The 22379-nt window shown below is 34.2% G+C and carries 21 protein-coding genes; 14 read left to right on the top strand and 7 right to left on the bottom strand.

All coding sequences use genetic code 11. The features are described 5' to 3' along the window. The first annotated feature begins 97 nt into the window (after positions 1-97). From IPM51_06390 to IPM51_06420, 7 genes are read left to right on the top strand one after another with little or no spacing between them, the layout of a single operon-like run. On the top strand, positions 98-1066 hold the full coding sequence (locus tag IPM51_06390) for a hypothetical protein (protein MBK9283935.1): 969 nt from the start codon (positions 98-100) through the stop codon (positions 1064-1066). Beyond that, positions 1050-1556, top strand: coding sequence for a hypothetical protein (locus IPM51_06395; GenBank protein MBK9283936.1), 507 nt, complete (start codon positions 1050-1052; stop codon positions 1554-1556). Before IPM51_06390 ends, IPM51_06395 begins: the two co-directional genes overlap by 17 nt. A 21-nt stretch (positions 1557-1577) precedes the next feature. Further along, positions 1578-2960 carry a hypothetical protein gene (locus IPM51_06400; GenBank protein ID MBK9283937.1) on the top strand — a complete coding sequence of 461 codons (1383 nt, stop codon included), beginning with the start codon at positions 1578-1580 and terminating at the stop codon, positions 2958-2960. 15 nt (positions 2961-2975) lie between these two features. Then, positions 2976-3944: a hypothetical protein gene (locus tag IPM51_06405; protein MBK9283938.1), complete on the top strand. Its 969-nt coding sequence runs from the start codon at positions 2976-2978 to the stop codon at positions 3942-3944. 2 nt (positions 3945-3946) lie between these two features. Then, positions 3947-4405, top strand: coding sequence for a hypothetical protein (locus IPM51_06410; GenBank protein MBK9283939.1), 459 nt, complete (start codon positions 3947-3949; stop codon positions 4403-4405). After that, the gene (locus tag IPM51_06415) at positions 4406-8005 is read left to right on the top strand and encodes a gliding motility-associated C-terminal domain-containing protein (protein MBK9283940.1); all 3600 of its coding nucleotides are present in this window, start codon (positions 4406-4408) and stop codon (positions 8003-8005) included. Next, positions 8005-9051 (top strand): PorP/SprF family type IX secretion system membrane protein, encoded by a 1047-nt coding sequence (locus IPM51_06420; protein ID MBK9283941.1) that lies wholly within the window; start codon positions 8005-8007, stop codon positions 9049-9051. The genes IPM51_06415 and IPM51_06420 overlap by 1 nt, the downstream gene beginning before the upstream one ends. Before the next feature lie 3 nt (positions 9052-9054). Here the strand turns inward: IPM51_06420 and IPM51_06425 are convergent, their stop codons facing one another. Both IPM51_06425 and pdhA read right to left on the bottom strand, forming a co-directional pair. After that, complete coding sequence (locus IPM51_06425; protein ID MBK9283942.1) at positions 9055-10656, bottom strand: pyruvate dehydrogenase complex dihydrolipoamide acetyltransferase; 1602 nt, start codon at positions 10654-10656, stop codon at positions 9055-9057. Positions 10657-10723: 67 nt separating this feature from the next. After that, the gene (gene pdhA, locus IPM51_06430; protein ID MBK9283943.1) at positions 10724-11737 is read right to left on the bottom strand and encodes a pyruvate dehydrogenase (acetyl-transferring) E1 component subunit alpha; all 1014 of its coding nucleotides are present in this window, start codon (positions 11735-11737) and stop codon (positions 10724-10726) included. Between the two features lie 111 nt (positions 11738-11848). Here pdhA and IPM51_06435 point away from each other — a divergent pair, with 111 nt between their 5' ends. Further along, entirely contained in the window at positions 11849-12898 is a 1050-nt protein-coding gene (locus IPM51_06435) for a dipeptide epimerase (GenBank protein ID MBK9283944.1), read from the top strand. A 5-nt stretch (positions 12899-12903) separates the two neighbouring features. Here the strand turns inward: IPM51_06435 and ftsH are convergent, their stop codons facing one another. Then, positions 12904-15018 (bottom strand): ATP-dependent zinc metalloprotease FtsH, encoded by a 2115-nt coding sequence (gene ftsH / locus IPM51_06440; GenBank protein ID MBK9283945.1) that lies wholly within the window; start codon positions 15016-15018, stop codon positions 12904-12906. Positions 15019-15038: 20 nt separating this feature from the next. Beyond that, complete coding sequence (gene rsfS, locus IPM51_06445) at positions 15039-15626, bottom strand: ribosome silencing factor (protein MBK9283946.1); 588 nt, start codon at positions 15624-15626, stop codon at positions 15039-15041. Between the two features lie 75 nt (positions 15627-15701). Here rsfS and IPM51_06450 point away from each other — a divergent pair, with 75 nt between their 5' ends. Further along, positions 15702-16457: a biotin--[acetyl-CoA-carboxylase] ligase gene (locus IPM51_06450; protein MBK9283947.1), complete on the top strand. Its 756-nt coding sequence runs from the start codon at positions 15702-15704 to the stop codon at positions 16455-16457. Here the strand turns inward: IPM51_06450 and IPM51_06455 are convergent. After that, a complete protein-coding gene (locus IPM51_06455; GenBank protein MBK9283948.1) occupies positions 16454-17353 on the bottom strand; it encodes a TIGR01777 family protein in 900 nt (299 codons plus the stop codon). The two genes, IPM51_06450 and IPM51_06455, sit on opposite strands and share 4 nt — an antisense overlap. A gap of 19 nt (positions 17354-17372) precedes the next feature. Between IPM51_06455 and IPM51_06460 the strand changes: the two genes are divergently transcribed. Genes IPM51_06460 through IPM51_06470 form a run of 3 tightly spaced genes read left to right on the top strand, consistent with a single transcriptional unit; the run spans position 17373 to position 18498 of the window. After that, positions 17373-17684 (top strand): (2Fe-2S) ferredoxin domain-containing protein, encoded by a 312-nt coding sequence (locus IPM51_06460; protein MBK9283949.1) that lies wholly within the window; start codon positions 17373-17375, stop codon positions 17682-17684. Continuing rightward, the gene (locus IPM51_06465) at positions 17681-18034 is read left to right on the top strand and encodes a hypothetical protein (GenBank protein ID MBK9283950.1); all 354 of its coding nucleotides are present in this window, start codon (positions 17681-17683) and stop codon (positions 18032-18034) included. The genes IPM51_06460 and IPM51_06465 overlap by 4 nt, the downstream gene beginning before the upstream one ends. Then, positions 18031-18498, top strand: coding sequence for a GNAT family N-acetyltransferase (locus IPM51_06470; protein ID MBK9283951.1), 468 nt, complete (start codon positions 18031-18033; stop codon positions 18496-18498). The genes IPM51_06465 and IPM51_06470 overlap by 4 nt, the downstream gene beginning before the upstream one ends. Here the strand turns inward: IPM51_06470 and IPM51_06475 are convergent. Both IPM51_06475 and rbfA read right to left on the bottom strand, forming a co-directional pair. Further along, a complete protein-coding gene (locus tag IPM51_06475; protein ID MBK9283952.1) occupies positions 18495-19673 on the bottom strand; it encodes an ABC transporter permease in 1179 nt (392 codons plus the stop codon). The genes IPM51_06470 and IPM51_06475 overlap by 4 nt on opposite strands. A gap of 36 nt (positions 19674-19709) precedes the next feature. Further along, positions 19710-20048 (bottom strand): 30S ribosome-binding factor RbfA, encoded by a 339-nt coding sequence (rbfA, locus tag IPM51_06480; protein ID MBK9283953.1) that lies wholly within the window; start codon positions 20046-20048, stop codon positions 19710-19712. Between the two features lie 75 nt (positions 20049-20123). Between rbfA and IPM51_06485 the strand changes: the two genes are divergently transcribed. Both IPM51_06485 and IPM51_06490 read left to right on the top strand, forming a co-directional pair. Next, positions 20124-21965 (top strand): ABC transporter ATP-binding protein, encoded by a 1842-nt coding sequence (locus IPM51_06485; protein MBK9283954.1) that lies wholly within the window; start codon positions 20124-20126, stop codon positions 21963-21965. A gap of 19 nt (positions 21966-21984) precedes the next feature. Then, the gene (locus tag IPM51_06490) at positions 21985-22365 is read left to right on the top strand and encodes a hypothetical protein (protein ID MBK9283955.1); all 381 of its coding nucleotides are present in this window, start codon (positions 21985-21987) and stop codon (positions 22363-22365) included. The last annotated feature ends 14 nt before the right edge of the window (positions 22366-22379 follow it).

The raw sequence follows: 22379 nt of genomic DNA on the forward strand, positions 1-22379 counted from the left end.
AAACCGTATTAGCATAACTCATTCGTTTGTTGTACTATTTTTTAAAAATTTGGGCTTTTAAAATTGTATTTTGCATAACTATTTAAAGCCTTTATTAATGAAACCAATTTTATCACCCTTTAAATTTTCAACTCAAACTTTTATTTTTTTCTCCTTTTTTATTTCAATCATTTTTTTCTCAGGTTGTAAAAAGAAAGATCCTAAAATTGAATTGGTAGCAAATAATAATGCACCTTACTATGATAAAGTGCCCAGAGTGAAAATTGAAAATTATGTAAATCGTTTATTTATTGATATTATTGGAAGAGAGCCTTTTGATGCGGAAATGCAGGCTGAAACGGATAACTTAATTGCTAATAATTTAGCTATCTCCACAAGAGAATCTTTAATTTACAAACTTCAATTAGACACAACACATAGGGCCGGCGATTCTTCATTTGCCATTGCTGCTAATACTCGTATTTATGATTTACTTACTGTAAGATTATGCGAAGGATTTTCTACACCAGATTTTTTATTTTATAAAGGATTGCAGGACTTTGGTAATATACAGGATTCCATTTTAGGTAATTGGGCAGAATTTTACGCAGGTAAGAAAAATTCTTATGATTTAGCCAGAGCCGCCAATGCCAAATGGCTTTATTTACACGACTCTATTGAGATTGAAGAATACTGTGCCATTTTGATTAATAATACGCTCACTTTTACAAAAACAGATTCATACATGGGTAATGAAGATAATACCATTAAATATACATTCAACGATTTATTGTTTAGGCAATATACTTTAAATGAATTTGAAATTTCCAGAGAAATGATTTTATTCGGTAAGTCAGGAATATTATTTGGTCGATCAGGCCACAGTAAAGGAGACTACTTTGAAATACTAACGCACAGTAACGAGTTTTATGAAGGCACTGTAAGGTGGTTATATAAAACTTTTTTGGCTAGATTTCCAAATACGCAAGAGGTAATTGAAGGTATGACTTCATTGCCAAACGATAAAGACATATTTAAAATTCAAAGAAACATTTTAAAATCCGACGAGTATGCAAATTTTTTCTAAACAACGATTATTGGTAGTACTGATAGCATCAGTATTATTTTCCATAACATCTTGTAAAAAACCAAAAACAGAATACCAATACGGTGTGAACAATGAAAATTTGTTACCTCCTAACGTAAACAAAACGAGGTTAAAAACAACAGATCAGTACATTTCAATTTTGTATGCCAATTTGTTTCAAAAAGCCTTATCATCAAATAATATTTTTGCTATTTCACAAGCATTCGATTCAGTTGGCGATCAAATTCTGGCCCGTCAGCTTTTAATTGCCAACTTGATGAAAAAACCTGGAGTGAAAATTCCAACTGTGACCGAAATGAATGCCGATTTGAATACGTTCATTACTGACACATACGTTCGCTTTTATGTTAGAAAACCATCGGAGGCAGAAAAAGAATATTTAAAACAATTCATTACAGCAGATCCTAATGTTACACCGGAATTGGTGTATATGTCCTTTGCACTTTCTGATGAATACATGTATTATTAATAAGTAATTATATTTCAATAAATGAAAAGAAGAGAATTTATTAAAAAAGTAGGGTTAACCACCGCAGGTACGCTGGTATCTCCTTATATTTTACCTACCGGAACTTTATTTCCGCGTACAAATGTGCAGAGAGCGCAACACGTGGTTTTAGTTATGTTTGCCGGTGGTGTTCGTCATCAGGAATCTGCTTTGCAAGGTTATTTGCAATTGGGACAAGGATTAAAAATTCCTTCTTTAAATAATCCCGATAACGCCGGTAACATAATGCCGAACATTTTTAATGGATCAGCCCCGGATTCTAATAAAACTCCAATTGTATATGGTTCCGGATTAACCGGAGCAAATCCAATTCCAGCCATATTAAATCCGGCTAACTCCATTCAATCCAAAGGCACTTCATTTAAAGAAGTTCGTTGCATAACAGCAGGACATTATGACGGATGGACAGCATTATTGCAGGGTAATAGAGTAGCTTCTCAAGGGTTAAAACAAAAACCATTATATCCTACAATTTTTGAATATGTAAGAAGAGAAATGGGGTTACCCGCAACTAAAGTTTGGTTTGTTGGTAATGGTATTGGTGCTTCAGTTCCTTTATTAAATTACAGTGAGCATCCAAATTTCGGTGCTAAATATGGAGCTAATTTCTTTGCTCCAAGTGTAACATTTGGTAATCAAGGACAAGCTTGGTATTCTGATGCAAAAGTGTATCATCCGGATGATGAATTATCTCCAATGTATAAAATGAAAGCTTTTTTAGATAATAATTTCTCCAACATTGGAAAATCATTACCTGATTTAAAAAATACAGAAGCAGAAAAGTATGACATTCATAATTTCATGAAGTCAATGTTCACTAAAACCCAAACAAATTCTGTTGTTATGCCTCCGGGCGCAAGTAATGGTGATGCAAGAACCATTGGATATACAGCAGAATTACTAAAGTATTTTAAACCTACTTTAACCGTTGTGAATTTAGGTGCAGTTGATACATGTCATCAAAATTATACCAGTTATTTACAAAATTTACATATTGCAGATCACTCTGTAGGATTTTTATGGAATTATATCCAGACTCAAATTCCGGAAATGTCGAATAATACAATCATGTTAATTGCTCCTGAATGCGGTCGTGACTTAAATCCAAATCCGATAAAAGACGATAATAACTATTTCGCGTATGATCATTCCGACGCTAATTCATTGCGTTCTTTCACTTCATTAATCGGAGCAGACGTTCCTCAAGATTTAGTAAAGGGCGATGCTAATAACCCATTAGGTTTAAATACGAATGTTGTACCTACCATAGCTGATATTTTAGGAATTAAACAAAATGTACAAGATTATGGATTCTTGTACAATGGATCCTTAGGACAAACCAAATCATTTTATGAATTAATGTAATCCTGCAATTAAAAAATGAAAAAGAATATTTTATTTTTACTGTTTTCTCTCACGTTTGTTTTTTTGGCGTGTAAAAAAGATGAAGAAGTACCGGCTAATCCCTTTGATGATCCTTCCTTAGCGGCCCCGGAAGTTCCGCCTTCTACTTACAATCCAAGCGCAACTTCATTCGAATATATTTATAAAAATGTATTTAATGTAACCTGTAACAATTCTAATTGCCATGATGGTAATTTTGAACCGGATTTCAGAAATATAAGTAGTGCTTACAATACTTTGGTGTATGCGCCGGCAATTATTAAACCTGTTGGGGGTAGTTATCAATATAGAGTAGTTCCGGGTAATTCTGCGCTCTCTATTCTTCGTCATCGATTAACACAAACGCCCGGATCAGGTATTGGTACCTTAGGGCAGGGTAGAATGCCCTGGAATGATACCAGTTGGATGTTTGTTGCGCAACATGCAACTTATATTCAAAATATCACCGACTGGATTAATGCCGGCGCTAAAGATGTTTTCGGAAATACTGCAATTATAGGCAATAAACAACCTAATACTTTGGGATTACAAGTTTGTAACACCGGAAATTCTACTCCAATATTGCGTCCAAAATATATTAATATTTCAAAAAATAATGGCCCCGTTGATATTTGGTTATATATAAAAGATTTTGAAACGGCAGATCAAAATTTAACCAATGCTGAAATTAAATTTAGTACAAACAGATACGATTTCTCAAATGCTATATCTGCACCAATAAACTATGTGGCCGCTGGTAATACATATTTAGATATGACCTTAACAGATAACGTACAGTACAATTATAAGCTTACAAATTTTAATTTAAATACCGTATTGCCTGATACCGGATATATATTTATGCGCACCTATATTAAGGATCCGGATCATGCAACACCTTCTGAAACACCTAATGATGGTTCTAAATATTATACAAATTATTTTATCATTCATATTATTCCTTAGTAATGAAAAAGACAAATTTTAAATTAGTAGCCGGAATAATTATTATGGGTAGTTTTCTTCAATCTTGTAAAAAGAAGGAAGAACCGGCTCCGGCACCTGAACCTGAAATTGAATTAATTTCTGTAACGCCCACAACGCTCACACAATATTCTCAGTTTATTGACGTGAAAATAAAATACAAAGATAATAACGGCGATTTAGGAGACGCTTCTCCTGAAGTACATTCCGTAGAAGTTAAAGATTCCAGATTGCAAAATCCGGATACTTACCATTTAAAACCACTTGCTCCCAGTTCTGATAAAAACATTCCGATTGAAGGAGAAGTAACTATTAAATTAAATACGCTTTTTCTTTTAGGTCAGGGTAATTCAGAAATTACCACATTAAAAATTAAAATAAAAGACAGAGCCGGAAATTGGAGTAATGAAATTAGCTCACCCAGCATTACCATTAATAAATAATTGAAAAAAAATAGAAATACAGTTTTTACTAAAAAATTGAATATTTCAATTCTGTTTTTATTTTTTGCTTTTTTAGTAAAAGGTCAGGTTCCTAATCACAATATCGGAACTTATACAGTTACCGATTGTCGGGCCAAATTTTACGATGATGGTGGACCAACTCAACCGTATTTATCTGTATTAAATACTACCACAACACATACATTTTGCATATTTATTGGTAGTCAAATTACTATGACATTTAATCCTTCACCTGCTCAAACTCAAATACAGGCAGGAGATTTTATTTCATTTTATAATGGAGCCACTACAGGAGCTCCATTAATTGCCGGACCTTTTACTGCAACTAACGCAATACCTCCGATTGTTGCACCTTCAGGAAGTTTAACGGTTTACTGGACTGAAAATGGAAACACGGTTGGTCACGGTTGGGATGCAGGTTGGTATTCTTTATCTATCCCACCAGCCCCACCTTTAGCATCTTTAGCCGCAATTCCATTATGTAATGCAACTCAGTTTACTTTAAATACAAGTAACGGAATCGCCTGCGACTCGGTTAAAAACAATTATTTTTTGGTGAATGGTCCAATTACTCCGGGAATCGCAACGGTAATTCCTGTTGGATGTAATAATGGTACAACAAACGTAATACAAGTTGTTTTACAGAATCCACTAAGTCAAAATTGTACTTACACAGTCAATTCAACTTTATTCCGCCATGATAATTGCGATAGTGCCTATAAATTTTTGAATATTGTGAATACTTTTTCTATTTCTGATTGTCCTATACAGGCCAGTATTACAGCTTTACCAACCAATACGGTTTGTTCTTACAATTGCAGCGCCACACTCACCGCCGTTAGTCCCGCCACTAATTGTCTAAATTTTTCTTATCAATGGAATCAGGGATTACCACCTACTGCTGGTCCACATGCAGTTTGTCCAACAGTAACTACTGTTTATTCTTGTACGATGACAGAGCTTTCTTCATTAGTACAAACTGTAATTACTAGAACAATTTACGCCATTGATCCGCAAATAAATCCGGTACCAAATCCTACAGTTTGTCAATCTAATCCGAATTTTAATTTAACTGGAACTCCTATTGGCGGAACCTGGTCAGGTCCCGGAATTACCAATACTGTAAATGGAACTTTTTGTCCCGCTTGTACAGGGGCGGGAGTTAAGAATATTATTTACACGGTAGGGAATTGTACCACATCCATTCAATTAACAGTAATCCAAATTAGCGCGGGTAGTTCTGATGCCGCTTGCTTAGGAGCACCACCCTTCACGGTTTCAGGCGGATCGCCAGGTGGTGGAATTTGGTATGGCAATCCCAATATTAGTTCTGCCGGTGTTTTTACTCCATCTTCTGTTGGTGCTTTCACAGTACTATACACAGTTGGTCCATGTACATCAACTCCAAAAACAATAAATGTTACTAATGCAATTGTTGTACCAACTGTTGCAATTGATTTGTGCAAATCACAATGGTGGACAAGATTTTATTTAGGATATGGTATAACTCCATTTGGTGGCCGATATTCAAAAGCTGGCCCAGGTATTACTAATAATGTGCTTGGACAATTTAGTCCTTCCTTAGCCGGAGTTGGGTCACATATTATAACTTACTCCTTATTGAGTGGTTGTTCAGCAACATTTGAAGTTAATGTATTAGATATTGATGTCAGTCCTTCAAGCGCCACAACTTGTCCAAATGCACCACCTTTTATTCCTACTTCAACAGCAACACCTGCCGGAGGAACCTGGAGTTGTATCACTGCCGGTTCTATTCAAAATCCTACAACCGGATTATATAATCCTTCTTTTAGCAGTACAAGTTCACATACTGATATTTTAGTTTATACAGCTACTAACGGTTGTCGAGATACCTTATCCATGAAAGCTATACAAACCGCAATTACTGCTGATAGTCTTTTCTTTTGTGAAAGCAGCAGTCAATTACAATTAAGCAACAACTTAGTTAATTTTACATATACCCCACCTGGTGGAGTTTATAACGGGCCGGGTGTAAGTTTATCAGGTCCAAATTATTTCTTTAATCCAACTACAGCAGGTCCCGGAGTGCACACCGTTTATTACGATAATAACAGCTGTATAGACTCGGTTAAAATGGTTGTTTATCCATCAATATTAAGCAATGCCGATCGAACTATATGTTCTACGCATCCTACATTTGTAATTGCTCCGTTACCCCCGGGTTTAAATTGGACAGGATTAGGTGTAACCAATCCAACCTTGGGTATATTTGATCCGAGTTCAGTATTGGCCGGCAATTCGTACACCGTTAGTTATTCGCCTAAGTCGCCTTTAACCTGCAGTAATTCAGCCGTTATCAATGTTTATCAATTTATTCCGGCTGATATTAATGGATTAAATGCGAATTATTGTTTTACTGACAATAACATTACATTCACAACAAATCCGCCGAACGGAACATTAACAGCTCCAGCCACAATTACTAATAATATTATGAATCCATCAGTTGTAGGAACAGGTTCTTTTTATGTGTTATATACTTTTGGTGAAGGGCAATGTCATACCCGCGATTCAATTAAAGTAAACGTTTATCCACAACTTACAGCAACACTTAATTCCACAAAATCTTCCATGTGTTTAGGTGAATCATCTCAGCTTACTATACAAGCTTCAGGTGGATTACCTACAGTAACTAATTATACGTATACTTGGAGTCATGGATTAATTCCGATTAATAATCACAATGTTATTCCGAATACGACTACAACCTATACCGTATTAGCAGAAGATGGTTGTTCTGACCCTGTAACTTTGAGCGTGACCATAAATGTATTTCCTAATTATTATGCGAGCTTTGTTACAACACCCAAGGTTTGTTATGGATTAAATGGCCAAGCAACGGTTAATATAACGCCAAGTGATAATTATTCATACACTTGGAATACGAATCCTGTTCAAACCGGAAGTATATTAACCGGAACATCCGGTAAAAGTTATCAATTAAGTATTGTAAATACAGCATCAGGATGCAAGAAAGATACGTCCATAAAAATTCCGGGTTACGATGCTATTAAAGCCTTATTTTCTCCAAACCCTAATTTAAGTTGTATACCGTTTGATGAGAATACAGTTTCATTTATTGATCTTTCAAATGGTGGGTCAAGTGGGATGTGGACTTTTGATGGAACCACAAAAACCTATTCTCCCGGAGTTGGATTTAGTCATGAATTTAAAAATCCGGGCAATTATACCGTTAAATTATTAGTTAGTAATGAAGGGAATTGTACCGACGAATTTACTTTACCGATTTGTATACTTGAAAATACGGATATTTTCATTCCTGATATTTTTTCACCGAATAATGATGGGGCAAACGATGTGTTATTTGTAAGAGGAAATGGAATTAAAGAATTACAATTTGCAATTTATGACCGCTGGGGCAGTAAAGTATTTGAATCAAAAGATAAATTAATGGGGTGGGATGGGACCATAAATGGAAAACCTGCAGAACCCGGAACTTATGCATATTTCCTGATAGTTAAAATGAATAACGACAAGGAGATAAAACAAAAAGGAGATGTAACCTTAATTCGATAATGAAATTTAAAAGTAAAATAATTTGCCTTGTTTTTTACTTATTAAGTATCCAGTTTTTAAACGGCCAAGATATTCACTTTTCGCAATTTTCAGAATCACCGTTGCTCATTAATCCGGCTACTGCAGGCGCTATTCGTCATCCCATACGATTAGTGGTTAATTACAAAAATCAATGGAAAAGTGTTATTAATCCATATCAAACCATTGCCATAGCGTTTGATTCCAAATTATATTTAAACAGAAAGAAAAAAGGTGTTTATGTAGGTTATGGCGTTTCTCTTTTTAATGATAAATCGGGTTTAGCCAAAATTACAACCAATCAGGCCAATGTTGATTTAGCAGCTCATGTTCCGTTAAACAGACATCATCAAATAACCTTAGGTATTAAAACAGGGTTTTATGAAAAACATTTAAATCCGGCCGGTTTAAAATGGGACAATCAATACGATGGCAAAGCATATAATTCCGCATTATCTTCCGGAGAAGGATTTGCTTTAACCAGCATCGGTAAATTTGATTTAGGATCAGGATTGTTATATACCCTTGATCAACATGAAAGTGGAATAATTTTTCAAGGTGGGTTTGCAATGGCACATCTTACCAAACCAAAAAATGCATTTTTGTTAAGTAAAAATTCTTTACAATATAAATATACAGGGCATTTGAATTTACAATACCATCCCAGTGGCAGTAGTTATGTATTAATGCCTGCTGTTTTGTATTCACGGCAAGGTGCACATCAAGAAATAATTGCAGGAAGTAAAATTAAATTACTGCTTGGAGATCAAACCAGGGAAAAAGTTTTATTAAATACTTTTACTTTAATTTCGTCTGCTGTTCAATTTGGTGTGTTTTACCGTTTGAAAGATGCTGTAATATTTAGCACAGCCATAGAATACAGGAAAAATTTAACTATTGGAGTTAGTTACGACGTAAACGTTTCGAAATTTACCGCTGCTTCAAAATTCAGAGGTGGATTAGAGTTTTCGTTGGTATGTACGGGATTTGATTTTAGCGGGACTAAAGGCAGCAAAAATGACCGTTAGTGTCTAAATAAAAATCGTAACCGGATTTTCCAAATACATTTTCAAAGTCTGTAAAAATGCAGCTCCTGTAGCGCCATCTACGCTTCTGTGATCGCAAGCCAGTGTTAACATCATTACATTTCCGGGAACAACCTGATTATTTTTTACAACCGGTACTTGTTTAATAGTTCCTACAGATAGAATACAGGATTCGGGAGAATTAATAATTGAAGTGAAAGATTCAATTCCAAACATACCCAAGTTAGAAACCGTAAAGGTATTTCCTTCCCAATCGTTTGGTTGCAATTTCTTCTCTTTTGCTCTTTTTCCGAAATCTTTTATTTCCAGGCTGATTTGATCTAAACTTTTGTAATCGGTAAATCGAACTACAGGTACTAACAATCCGTCTTCAACAGCAATAGCTATCCCAACATGTATGTGATGATTAATTCGAATTTTATCGCCCATCCAGCTACTATTTACACGCGGATGTTTTTTTAATGCCGATGCAACAGCTTTAACCACCAAGTCATTGAATGAAATTTTAACTTCTCCAACTTTATTAATGGCCTCCCTTGCTGAAATGGCATTATCCATATCCACCTCAATATTCAAATAAAAATGAGGTGCTCCGTTTTTACTTTCTAATAAACGACGTGCAATGGTCTTACGCATTTGCGATGCAGGCTCGTCTGTAAAACTTTCTTGTGCACTGGCTAACGAATATTGTTTACCTGAACCACTGCCGCCTTTATAATTTTCTATATCGGCTTTAGTAATCCTGCCATTCTCAGCAGAACCTTTAACTTCTCTAATATCAATTCCTTTTTCTTTTGCTAATGCCTTTGCTAATGGTGATGCTTTTACACGGCCGCCATTGAGTATTGATGTCGCCGAATTTTTAACGGGGTTTTGAATTGGTTTTTTATTTTCGGGTATTGCAGTTGTTTTTGTATTTTCTGAAGCAACAGTTTCCTGAGTTTTGGTATTACCCATTGCTGCAACTGCGGCAATAATTTCTTTCACATTTTCATCACCTTTACCTAAGATGGCTATTACCGCGTCAACGGCTATACTTTTTCCTTCCTCAATACCTTTGTGTAATAAAACTCCATCTTGGAAACTTTCAAATTCCATAGTTGCTTTATCTGTTTCTATATCTGCTAAAAGTTCTCCGCTCTTTACTTTATCACCTTCTTTTTTATGCCATTTTGCAATTACTCCTTCTGTCATTGTATCGCTTAATTTTGGCATACGAACTATTTGTACTGTAGCAGGTAATGCGCTCACTTTTGGTGAAGCAGTAACAACGTTTGTCTTTTCTTCTTTTTGAGCAACCCCATTGCTTACTTTGTTAGTTTCCTTTAAAAGGGCTGTAATATCTTCACCTTCTTTTCCTAAAATAGCCAAAAGAGAATCTACCGGAGCAGTGCCTTTTTCAGGAATGCCAATGTGTAATAAAACCCCATCCTGATAACTTTCAAATTCCATGGTAGCTTTATCGGTTTCTATATCCGCCAATAAATCTCCACTTTTTACTTTATCACCAACCTTTTTATGCCATTTTGCAACAACACCTTCGGTCATGGTATCACTAAGTTTGGGCATTTTAACTATTTCAGCCATTTCTTTATTTAAGATTTTTGATTATTGGATTAAAGATTTTTTATCTAAAATCTAACACTAAAATATTTTATAATTCGATAAAAGGATAATTTTCATCAGCATAAACATCCTTATACAATTCTTCCGGTTCCGGATATGGACTTTCTTCCGCAAATTTTATACTTTCATCAACTATATCTTTTACCTTATTTTCAATTTCTTCAATCTGTTTATCGGTAATCCATTTATTTGTTTTTAAAGTATCCAAAACTTTTTCAATGGGATCTTGTTTCTGAAATTCTTTAACCTCGTCTTTTGTCCGGTACGTTTGAGCATCGCTCATACTGTGACCTTTGTAACGATAAGTTTTCATCTCTAAAAAAGTAGGGCCGTCACCTCTACGGGCTCTAGCCACCGCTTCTTCAATAGCATCATGAACGGCTTCTACCGTTAAACCATCAACCGGTTTACTAGGCATGTCGTATGCTAAACCCAACTTCCATAAATCATGTACATTACTGGTTCTTTCTACTGAAGTTCCCATGGCATACATGTTATTTTCAACAATAAATACTACAGGTAATTTCCAGGTCATGGCCATGTTAAATGCTTCGTGAAGTGCACCTTGGCGAACAGCTCCATCACCCATGCTACAGATACAAACATTGTTAGTACCTAAATATTTTTCTGCAAATGCAATACCAGCACCTAAAGGAATTTGTCCACCAACTATTCCATGTCCGCCAACAAAATTATGTTCTTTGCTGAAAATATGCATACTTCCACCTTTTCCTTTACTGCATCCCGTAATTTTAGCATACATTTCAGCCATTACATACTTGGGATGTAATCCTAAGCCAATAGGATGTGCATGATCTCTATAGGCAGTAATATGTTTATCTTCTTTTTTGGTAGCACTAACAGTTCCGGCAACAATAGCTTCTTGTCCAATATATAAGTGGCAAAAACCTTTAATTTTTTGTTGAACATAAACTTGTCCAGTTTTTTCTTCAAATTTTCTCATCAAAAGCATCGACTCATACCATTTAAGGTATTGCTCTTTGGTGAATTTTAGTTTTTTATCGGTTAAGGTTTTGCCCATACGAATTATTAATGTTACAAAAATAACAGAAAATTGATAAAAACTAAGACCTGTCATTATATAAAATGCCTTTAAAAATGACTTTATTTGTAAAATCTATTGATTTTTAGCATGCGGCTCCATTTCGTCTCCTTTTTACTCGAGTTTAAACATGCTTTTGGCGTTTCGGGTAATAAAAGAACCCACACTCCAACCGTTTTTGTTAGCTTACAAATGGGAGAATTTATTGGGTATGGTGAAGCGTGTATGCCTGTTTATTTGGGTGAAACAGTAGAAAATACCTTAGCTTTTTACCAAAGTATACATAGTGACATTAACTCAATTAAATCTTTAGTTGAACTTGATATCTACTTAAAAACTAAACTGAAGGCTGTATCAGGTTTACAAGCAGCTAAGGCCGCGTTAAGTATTGCTTTTTATGATTTGAAAGGGAAAACGGAAGGAAAAAGCTTGCGACAATTATTGAATATTGAAGCCAAAACTTGCATTGTTACCAGTGCAACGATTGGATTGGACGATTATAAAAAGTTAGAAATAAAATTAAACGAGGCTAGGGATTTTAAAATTTTGAAAGTGAAAATTGGCGGGGAAAATGATAAAGAATTGATAACTTTTATTCGCAGCTTAACCGATAAACCATTATACGTTGATGCTAACCAAGGTTGGAATAACTTGGATAACGCAATAGAAATGACACATTGGTTAAAGGAAAGAAATGTTTTATTGGTTGAACAACCTTTACCTAAAAATAACCTGGAGCAAATGGCTATACTTAAAGAAAAAAGTGCTTTGCCTATTATAGCCGACGAAAGTATTCGAAATTTGGAAGATTGCAAAAATCAATATTTTGCTTTTCATGGCATCAATATTAAATTAATGAAATGTGGAGGAATTCAAGAAGCAATTGACCTAATTAATTTTGCTAAAACAAAAAACTTAAAAATTATGTTGGGTTGTATGGCAGAGAGTTCATGTGCTACCGCTGCTATGGCACAGTTAGCGTCATTTGCAGATTATATTGACTTAGACGCACCACATTTAATAAACAATGACCCATTTAATGGTATCACTTATATAAATGGAGAACTGATATTGGAAAACAAAATCGGAATTGGTGTTTGGCCAAAAAAAAACTCCGATCTTTTTATTAATCGGAGTTAAATTTATTACTCTAAAGTTGGTGGAGTAGGGTTATCCTCCGGTTTTATTTCTTCCTTTTTAAAATTTTCTTCGGGTTTTTCGAACGGACGTTTACCAAATATATCCTCTAAATCTTCTTTAAAAATAACTTCTTTTTCCAATAATTTTTCAGCAAGTAAAGTTAATTTATCTTTGTTCACCGTTAAAATTTGTTTGGTTCGGGCATAAGCAATATCAACCATCTTTTTCACCTCTTCATCAATAGATTTTGCAGTATTCTCACTGTATGGTTTACCAAATGAATATTCACTTTGTCCGGAACTGTCGTAATAACTGATGTTTCCAATTTTATCATTTAAGCCATAATAAACAATGGAAGCGTAGGCTTGCTTGGTGATTTTTTCCAAATCACTTAAAGCACCTGTACTAACTTGACCAAAGGCAATTTCTTCAGCTACTCTTCCTCCAAGTGCGGCACACATTTCATCCATGATTTGTGCAGCTGTGGTTATTTGTCTTTCTTCGGGCAAATACCAGGCTGCTCCTAATGAACGACCGCGCGGTACAATAGTCACTTTAACAAGTGGGCTTGCGTGCTCCAACATCCAACTTACTGTTGCATGTCCGGCTTCATGGAAAGCAATTACTCGTTTTTCATTCTTAGTTATGATTTTATTTTTCTTTTCTAATCCGGCAATAATTCTATCCACAGCATCTAAAAAATCTTGTTTGGTAACCGTTTTTTTGTTAGATCGGGCTGCTATTAAAGCAGCTTCATTACAAATATTGGCAATATCAGCTCCACTGAAACCGGGTGTTTGTCGGGCTAAAAATTCAATATTAACGGTATCATCAATTTTAATTTTTTTCAAATGAACCTGGAAAATTTCTTTACGCTCATTTAAATCCGGCATATCTACATAAATCTGTCGATCAAATCTTCCGGCTCTTAATAAAGCTCTATCTAAAATATCGGCTCGATTGGTTGCCGCTAAAATAATTACACCACTATTGGTGCCAAAACCATCCATTTCAGTTAAGAGTTGGTTTAAAGTATTCTCACGTTCATCATTTGAACCTGCGGATATACTTTTACCCCTTGCTCTACCGATGGCATCAATTTCATCAATAAAAATAATACAAGGTGCTTTTTCCTTAGCCTGACGAAATAAATCTCTTACACGACTGGCACCAACACCCACAAACATCTCAACAAAGTCAGATCCACTTAAAGAAAAGAACGGAACTTTTGCTTCTCCGGCTACTGCTTTTGCTAATAAAGTTTTACCTGTACCCGGAGGTCCTACAAGTAATGCTCCTTTAGGAATCTTAGCACCTAAATCGGTATATTTTTTTGGGTTTTTAAGGAAATCTACAATTTCCATAATTTCCATTTTGGCCCCATCTAATCCGGCTACATCATTAAATGTGGTGGTAACATGTGTATCCTTATCAAATAATTGTGCTTTTGATTTTCCAATGTTGAATATTGCACCCGGGCCGCCACTTCCGCTCCCGCCACTCATTCTACGCATCATCACAATCCAAAGCACTACCATAATTAAAATAGGTAATAACCAAGGTAATTGATCACTCATCCAATTTGTTTCTTCGATGCTATCGGCAAAAACCTGTTTGTTTTTCGGAATTCCGGCTTCATTTTGCACTTTCTCCATACCCGTTAAAAAATTATCAATAGAAGGGATGGTAACTACATAATGCGGGCCTTTATAATTTCTATTTGGGAAATAAGCCTGACCATTACCTGATTTGTTTTTATAACGATCAGAAATAGCTGCTGAATCAGGATCAATTGAAATTCGGGCAAAACTTTTATTCACAATAACAACTGCTCTAACATCGCCTTTCGCAAGCATATTTTGATAAAATTCACCTTGCGTTGTTGGAATTAATTTAGAATTGAAATTGTTTCCGTAAAAAACTATAAATAGTAAAACGGCGATAACGATACCATAAATCCAATAAAAATTATTTCCACTGTTTCCTTTATTACCACCCCCAAAAGGACTATTCTGTTTCCCGAATTTCTCCTTCATTCTTTCGAATTGTTTTTTTCTCTCCTCTTCCTGCGAATTTCCTTTTTGATCGTTTGAAGGTTCTTTATATTTATCTTCACTCATAATTGAATCTACTCTTAATTTTAATTAATTAGTTCCATTTCTGCATCGCCCCACAAAGCTTCCAAGTTGTAATGTTCACGTGCTTCGCGCAGAAATACATGTACAACAATATTGACATAATCGATTAATATCCATTCACTGTTTCCTTGGCCTTCGCTGTGGTAAGCTCTTTCACCGGTAAGTTTTTCTACAATTTCTTCTACACTATCGGCAATCGATTCAACATGTATTTTACTATCGGCGTCGCATATCACAAAAAAGTCACTTACCCGACTTTCAATTTTTGATAAATTAAGTACGGCTATGTTCTTAGCCTTCTTCTCTTTCATTCCCTCAATAATGGCACTGAGTAAGCCTTGCGACTGCGCATTGGTTAAAGTACGTTTTGGTCTTTTCGTTGCAGTTTTTGTCTTTTTCTTTTCAGAATTAGCAATAAGATTTGCAGCTCTTATCTCTCGTTCTTTCTCTGTTATTACCTTTTTAACCGTTGCTTTCTTTTTAACCGAAGATTTTTTGACTGCACTTTTTTTTGCTTTTGCTTTGGGCGCCGCCTTAGTGATTTTTGTCTTTTTTAAAGAAGCCGATTTTTTTATTGCTTTTTTGGCCATATTTGTTTTTAATGCGCTCTTTTAGTTAAATTTAGTACGTAAAAGTAAACAACAAATTTAACCTTTTTGTCAAATATGGATACTTTATTTGTTGGAAGAAATGTCATTTATTTACCTAAGGTAGAGAGTACCAATTCTTATGCCATTAACCTGTTAAAGAACGTTAAGGTATCAGAGGGAACTGTGATTCACACAAACCATCAAACAAATGGAAAGGGACAAAGAGGGAATGCTTGGCACAGTGAAAAAGATAGCAATTTAATTCTTTCGGTAATCTTTAAACCAAGCTTTTTAAGTATTCAAAATCAATATTATTTATATCAATTTGTAGCCTTGGCTTTGCATGACTTTATGTCGCAAATTGTAGTTAATCGTCAAATTGACATTAAAATCAAGTGGCCGAATGATATTTACATCAATTCCAAAAAAATTGCCGGAATATTGATTGAAAATATTGTGGCGAATAAACGTATTGAACAAAGTGTAATTGGGATAGGAATTAATGTTAATCAAACACAATTTGATGAACGTTTAAATGCAACTTCACTTTCCAATCTTTGCAATCAATCTTTTGATTTAAAAGTATTAATGCCACTTTTGTTCGCCCAAATAGAAAAATACTATTTATTGTTGCGCAATGGAAAACAGCAAGTTATTAACGGAAAATATCATCATGCACTTTATAAAATAAATGAGTTCTCCAACTTCGAAATAAATGGTTTGCTGAAAAACTATAAAATAACAGGGGTAAGTGAAAGCGGCTTATTGAATTTGACAGATGAAAACGGAGAAATGAAAAGCTTTGATGTGAAAGAAATTAAATGGCATTAATTATTTAGCAACTGATTAATTGCGGCATACAAAGATTCGTATTTAAACTTGAAACCATAATTCTTAATTTTCCGGTTATCTATTTTCGGCCCTTGTAAAAGTAAGTTTGACTTTTCGCCAAGTAAAATTTTAATCAAAAATTTAGGTACGTTAATTTTAACCTGTAAACCGCCTTTTCCAGCCAACAAATTATTAGTTAATTCAGCATAAGTAACATTTTCCGCTGTGGCATTAAATATAGAATTGGTTTTATCATTCAATAAAAACAAAAACATTTCGCATAAATCATCTACATGAATCCATGATAAGGACTGACCATTTTCAAAATAAATTCCAAGCCCAAATTTTCCGGATTTTTGGAGTTGAGGAAAAATTCCCCCATTCTTATCTAAAACAACTCCGACCCTAAGAATACTTGTTGGAATACCTGCAGCCATATATTTCTGATACACCTTTTCCCATTTTAAGCAAGTTTGAGCTAAAAAATCATCACCAACCGGAGCTTCTTCATTCAATACTAATTTACTGTTATTTATTCCATATATTCCTACTGCCGAAATTCCAATAAATTTCTCAACTTTTATGCCCGACTTTACTATTTCATCCAGAAGTAATTCCGCTGCATTTATTCGGGATTCAAGAATTTCTGATTTAAATGAACGGGTCCATCTTTTAGCAGCAATTGAAGTGCCCGCAAGGTTTATTACATGAGTTATATCGCTTAAACTATCGGTATCTATAAAACTTTTTTTGGGGTCCCATTTAAAAATATCAATACCCTTCCATTTACCGGGTGTTCTGCTTAACCACACCACCTGATGCCCATTTATTAAAAGTTTAGCACTTAGGGCTCTTCCTATTAGTCCACTTCCGCCTGTAATTAATATCTTTGCCATTACACAAAGCTATAAAAGAATGATATACGATAAACATGTATTTATTTGTACAAACGAAAGAAAAAATAATGAACGTTTAAGCTGTGGCGAAAAACACGGACTTGAACTAACAGCTGCATTTAAGAAAAAAATTAAAGATCAGTTATTAAATACCAATATAAGAACCAGCAGGTGCGGATGTTTGGGTATTTGTGATTTTGGTCCAACTGTGGCCATTTATCCCGAAGGAATTTTTTATGTTGGTGTTACTTTAGCGGATGTAGATGAAATTATTCAGTCACATCTTGTAAACAATGTACCTGTTGAGCGATTGCTATTGAAAAAGAAATGAGTCTTGATTTAGAAATAAATAAAGCTGTACAGCAAGGGATTAATAAAGATTTACTCTTAACTAATTTTATTATTCAGTTAAAAAAAGATTTGGCTATGAGCCGAATAGAATTGGAAAATAATTTGAATGAACAAGCAAACCTCAATGATGTTTTTGATGCTGTAAGAGTACTAATAAATAAACTTAGTTTTTCTCAATTACAAGAGTTGCTGTATAGAATTGATATACCTGAAATATCAACTAAACAAACAAATTTTGAAATCGAGCAAATAAAAGGGGAACACCTTACTCAACTAATTTTTAAAAGAATACTTCAAAAAGTGGTATTAAAAATAAAATTCTCCAAATGAAAATAAGAAAAGGCAATAACAATGATTTACCTCAAGTATTAGAGTTAGTAAAAGAATTAGCCCGTTTTGAAAAAGAGCCAAATGAAGTAGAGGTTACTGTAAATGAAATGGAAAAGTGGGGACCCGAACAGGAAAATATTTATGATTTTTTTGTATTAGAAACAGATCATCGAATTGTTGGATTAGCGCTCTATTACTTTAAATACTCTACCTGGAAAGGTAAATGCTTATTTTTAGAAGATATCATTGTCACCGAAAAAGAAAGGGGAAAGGGTTATGGTCAATTATTATTTAATGAAGTAGCAAAAGTTGCCAAGGAACTCAAGGTAAGAAGAATGGAGTGGCAGGTTTTAGATTGGAATGAACCGGCCATAGTTTTCTATAAAAAATACAACACCAATTTGGATGGAGAATGGATAAATTGTAAACTTACCTTTGATCAATTACAAAATTTTACTGCTTAATGAAGTAAATCCTTTTTAGTGAAAATTCGAACGGGGTATAAAGCCGCAAAAAAACCAATGAGCATTATTAATCCGAAAATCCAAACAAAATCCTGTAGCTGAATTTTAATAGGGTAATAAGGGATTACAAACTCATCGCCAAATTTTACCAAATGAAATTCCATTTGGAGCCAGCAAACCAGTAGACCCAATAATAACCCCAGCGCTGTACCTATTCCTGTGATTAAAAAACCTTCGCGCATAAAAATATTCCGAATTAACGACAAGGAAGCGCCCATGCTAAATAGAGTTTTAATATCTTTTTGTTTTTCGATTATTAGCATGGTTAACGCACCAATGATATTAAAAGTTGCAATAATCATTATGAAGGCCAATATTAAAAAAGTGGCCATTTTTTCTGTTTCTAAAGTCTTAAATAAAATATCATTTAACTCATATCTGTTCTTAACTACAAAATTTTCACCCAGCAATTGTTTTAATTTTTCTTGTACATCGGCAACTTTAGCCTGCTCACATTTCAATTCTATAAATGAAATTTTATCCGATATTTCAAATAACTTACGTGCAGTTTGCATACCTACAAAAACAAATTGATAATCAAATTCATCATTGAGCGAGAAAATGCCGCTAGGTTCTAAATAAACTTGTGTGAGATTATCTTCCGGATTTAAACTTTCATTTTTTCCTTTAGTCGGACTAATTAAGCTCAAATCATTATTATATTCACGTAAATTTATTTGTAATTGTGTAGCAATGCCATTACCCACTAAAACATTATTTTTGGATGTGCTGTTTAAATTATAAATCCCATCAACAATTGCGTTTTTAATATTTGTGACATGAGCAAAATTAGAATCTACTCCTTTCACTGTAACTAAAACTTGATTTTCACTTGATTTCAATAACGCTTTGTCATTTATTGTAAATGAAACAAATTGAACGCCATTAATCGATTTAATCTTTTCCAACAGGGAAGTTGAAGGCGAAAAGTTTTTTCCCTTATTAACTCCAATTTTTATATCCGGCTCAAAAGCATTGTATAGGTCGGCTACAGTACCGGTTAATCCATTCATAGCCGAAAGAATAACAACTAAGGATGCAGTTGTAACTGCAATGGCCACAATGCTTATCCAGCTAATTAAATTAATCGCATTATTCGATTTCTTGGAAATCAAATATCTTTTAGCTATGTATAATGAGAAATTCAGACCTTACTTTTTAAGAAGCGCATCTATTTTTAGGGCATAATCTAAGGAGTCATCAATGAAAAAACTTAATTCAGGTACAATCCTCAACTGTTTTCCAACAATATTCCCTAATTTTTTTCTAATCACAGCGCTTTGTGCCTCTACTAACTTAAAAATTGCGTCTTTATCTTTGGTAGCCATTATACTCAAATAAACTTTAGCGTGACCTAAATCCGGACTAATTCTTACTACCGTTACGGTAATAAAAGACCCACCAAACATACTTTTGGCATTTCCTCTGAAAATTTCAGCCAATTCCTTTTGAATGAGCTTATTTACTTTTTGCTGACGTACACTTTCCATTTTTTAAAGATAATCAACCTGGATTGTTTAATAAAATAAATTATTACTTATTCCGTTATTAGTATCTTCGTTTCGATGAAAAAGCTGTTTTCAGTATTAAAATATACGGGTAATTACAAGGGATATACCTTACTAAACATTTTATTTAATATACTGTTTTCACTTTTTTCAGCAGCAACTTTGGCTTTAATAGCGCCTTTTTTAGAATTATTATTTAAAACTGATTTAATTGATATTGGATTCATGGTGCTTAAGGGTCCGCCTGAATTTTCTCTTTCATCAGAGTACTTAAAAACAGCGCCAAATTATTATTTAGCCTTATTAATAATTGGGTATTCTAAAGGTGGTGCATTGCTGGTTATATGTTTAGCCGTGGTAATACTAACGTTTTTAAAAAATATATGCCGCTACTTTGCCATGTATTTTATAGCGCCAATCCGAAATGGAGTAGTGCGCGACCTCAGAAATAAATTGTACGCCAAAATTATAGATTTGCCACTAAGTTATTTTAGCGAAGAAAAGAAAGGTGATATCATGAGCAGAATGACCAGTGATGTTCAAGAAATTGAATGGAGCATCATGCAAACGCTGGAAATGATTTTTAGAGAACCCTTAACTGTGGTCATCTTATTTACATTGATGTTAATCATCAGTATAAAACTTACAATTTACATTATAGTTTTATTACCCATTGCAGCCTTGGTAATTGCTATTTTAGGTAAAAGCTTAAAGAACGCAGCGAGAAAGACAAAAGAAACATTAGGTAGTTTAATTAGTATAATTGAAGAAACTTTGGGTGCGCTTAAAGTAATTAAGGCATTTAATTCTGAAAAAAATATGCGCAATAAATTCGGAGAACAAAATGATCAGTATTTCAGGCAATCAGTGAAAGTTTATCGCAAAACAGATTTAGCTTCACCCTTAACAGAAGTGATAGTTACTGGCATCCTAATGCTGATTTTATTTATCGGCGGTAAAATGGTATTTACTGGAGAATTAACAGCAGCCTTGTTTATTACCTATTTCGGTTTGGCATCTCAATTAATTCCACCCATTAAACAAATTACCACTTCGTACAACAATATTCAAAAAGGAGTAGCCAGTGAAGAGCGCATTGATAAAATATTAAAAGCAGATTTAATCATTCACGAAACACAGAATGCTGTAATTAAAAAGAATTTTGATATTAATATCGAATACAAAAATGTAAGTTTTAAATACACCAAAGGGGATACCGGTTATGTTTTAAAAAACATCAACCTGAACATTCCAAAAGGAAAAACAATAGCATTGGTAGGGCAGAGCGGAAGCGGTAAAACAACGATGGCAGATATGTTACCTCGCTTTTACGATTGTGATAGTGGTGAAATTTGTATAGATGGCCAAAATATTAAAAACCTGCAACTCGCTTCATTACGCAATTTAATTGGCGTGGTAACACAAGAAAGTATGCTTTTTAATGATACAGTTGCCGCCAATATTTCTTTTGGATTACAAAATGTAACACCGGAAAAAATCGAAAATGCAGCCAAAATAGCCAACGCCCATGAATTTATTTCGCAATTATCAGGCGGTTACCAAACCAATATAGGTGACCGAGGAGGAAAACTAAGTGGAGGGCAACGCCAAAGAATTAGTATTGCACGAGCGGTTTTAAAAGATCCTCAGATATTAATATTAGATGAGGCTACCTCGGCACTAGATACAGAAAGCGAAAAATTGGTGCAGGAAGCTTTAAGTAACTTAATGAAAAACCGAACCAGCATCGTTATTGCACATAGATTATCTACAATCATGAATGCCGATGAAATAATTGTTTTAAATAAAGGTGAAATAATTGAAAGAGGTACACACAATCAATTATTACAAGCGAAAGGAACTTATAGTAAATTGTGTGAGATGCAAAGTTTTAAATAATTTTTATTAAATTAGTTAGATGAATTCTAAAACAGCATCATTCAAAATACTAAACGATTCAATATTAGAGGTGACTCTTTTGGAAAATGATGAACTTATAGATTTAGAAGAGGCTAAAGCTCAATTTAATGAAATAACAACTCTTACTGATGGTAAACCCATGGCTGTGTTGTTAGATGCCAGTAAGAGTTTACATCAAATTACACCGCAAGCTAAAAAGTTTTTAGCTGAAAACGATAAAAAATTAGCAGAAGCCATTGTTGTTAAAGCACTACATCAAAGAATTATAGCCACATTTTACATCAATTTAGTATCCAAAAAACAAAAGCATCCCACAAAAATTTTCAGTAACCGAGTTGAAGCATTAGCTTGGTTGAAAGAACGATTAAAGAACGATTAAAGAACTAAACTTTG

It is taken from the genome of Sphingobacteriaceae bacterium (assembly GCA_016715905.1).
Classification (GTDB): Bacteria; Bacteroidota; Bacteroidia; order B-17B0; family Aurantibacillaceae; genus Aurantibacillus.

Coding starts and splice junctions, on each gene's coding strand:
- IPM51_06390 (MBK9283935.1), top strand. CDS start 98: ATGAAACCAATTTTATCACCCTTTAAATTTTCAACTCAAACTTTTATT.
- IPM51_06395 (MBK9283936.1), top strand. CDS start 1,050: ATGCAAATTTTTTCTAAACAACGATTATTGGTAGTACTGATAGCATCA.
- IPM51_06400 (MBK9283937.1), top strand. CDS start 1,578: ATGAAAAGAAGAGAATTTATTAAAAAAGTAGGGTTAACCACCGCAGGT.
- IPM51_06405 (MBK9283938.1), top strand. CDS start 2,976: ATGAAAAAGAATATTTTATTTTTACTGTTTTCTCTCACGTTTGTTTTT.
- IPM51_06410 (MBK9283939.1), top strand. CDS start 3,947: ATGAAAAAGACAAATTTTAAATTAGTAGCCGGAATAATTATTATGGGT.
- IPM51_06420 (MBK9283941.1), top strand. CDS start 8,005: ATGAAATTTAAAAGTAAAATAATTTGCCTTGTTTTTTACTTATTAAGT.
- IPM51_06425 (MBK9283942.1), bottom strand. CDS start 10,656: ATGGCTGAAATAGTTAAAATGCCCAAACTTAGTGATACCATGACCGAA.
- pdhA (MBK9283943.1), bottom strand. CDS start 11,737: ATGGGCAAAACCTTAACCGATAAAAAACTAAAATTCACCAAAGAGCAA.
- IPM51_06435 (MBK9283944.1), top strand. CDS start 11,849: ATGCGGCTCCATTTCGTCTCCTTTTTACTCGAGTTTAAACATGCTTTT.
- ftsH (MBK9283945.1), bottom strand. CDS start 15,018: ATGAGTGAAGATAAATATAAAGAACCTTCAAACGATCAAAAAGGAAAT.
- rsfS (MBK9283946.1), bottom strand. CDS start 15,626: ATGGCCAAAAAAGCAATAAAAAAATCGGCTTCTTTAAAAAAGACAAAA.
- IPM51_06450 (MBK9283947.1), top strand. CDS start 15,702: ATGGATACTTTATTTGTTGGAAGAAATGTCATTTATTTACCTAAGGTA.
- IPM51_06455 (MBK9283948.1), bottom strand. CDS start 17,353: ATGGCAAAGATATTAATTACAGGCGGAAGTGGACTAATAGGAAGAGCC.
- IPM51_06460 (MBK9283949.1), top strand. CDS start 17,373: ATGATATACGATAAACATGTATTTATTTGTACAAACGAAAGAAAAAAT.
- IPM51_06465 (MBK9283950.1), top strand. CDS start 17,681: ATGAGTCTTGATTTAGAAATAAATAAAGCTGTACAGCAAGGGATTAAT.
- IPM51_06470 (MBK9283951.1), top strand. CDS start 18,031: ATGAAAATAAGAAAAGGCAATAACAATGATTTACCTCAAGTATTAGAG.
- rbfA (MBK9283953.1), bottom strand. CDS start 20,048: ATGGAAAGTGTACGTCAGCAAAAAGTAAATAAGCTCATTCAAAAGGAA.
- IPM51_06485 (MBK9283954.1), top strand. CDS start 20,124: ATGAAAAAGCTGTTTTCAGTATTAAAATATACGGGTAATTACAAGGGA.
- IPM51_06490 (MBK9283955.1), top strand. CDS start 21,985: ATGAATTCTAAAACAGCATCATTCAAAATACTAAACGATTCAATATTA.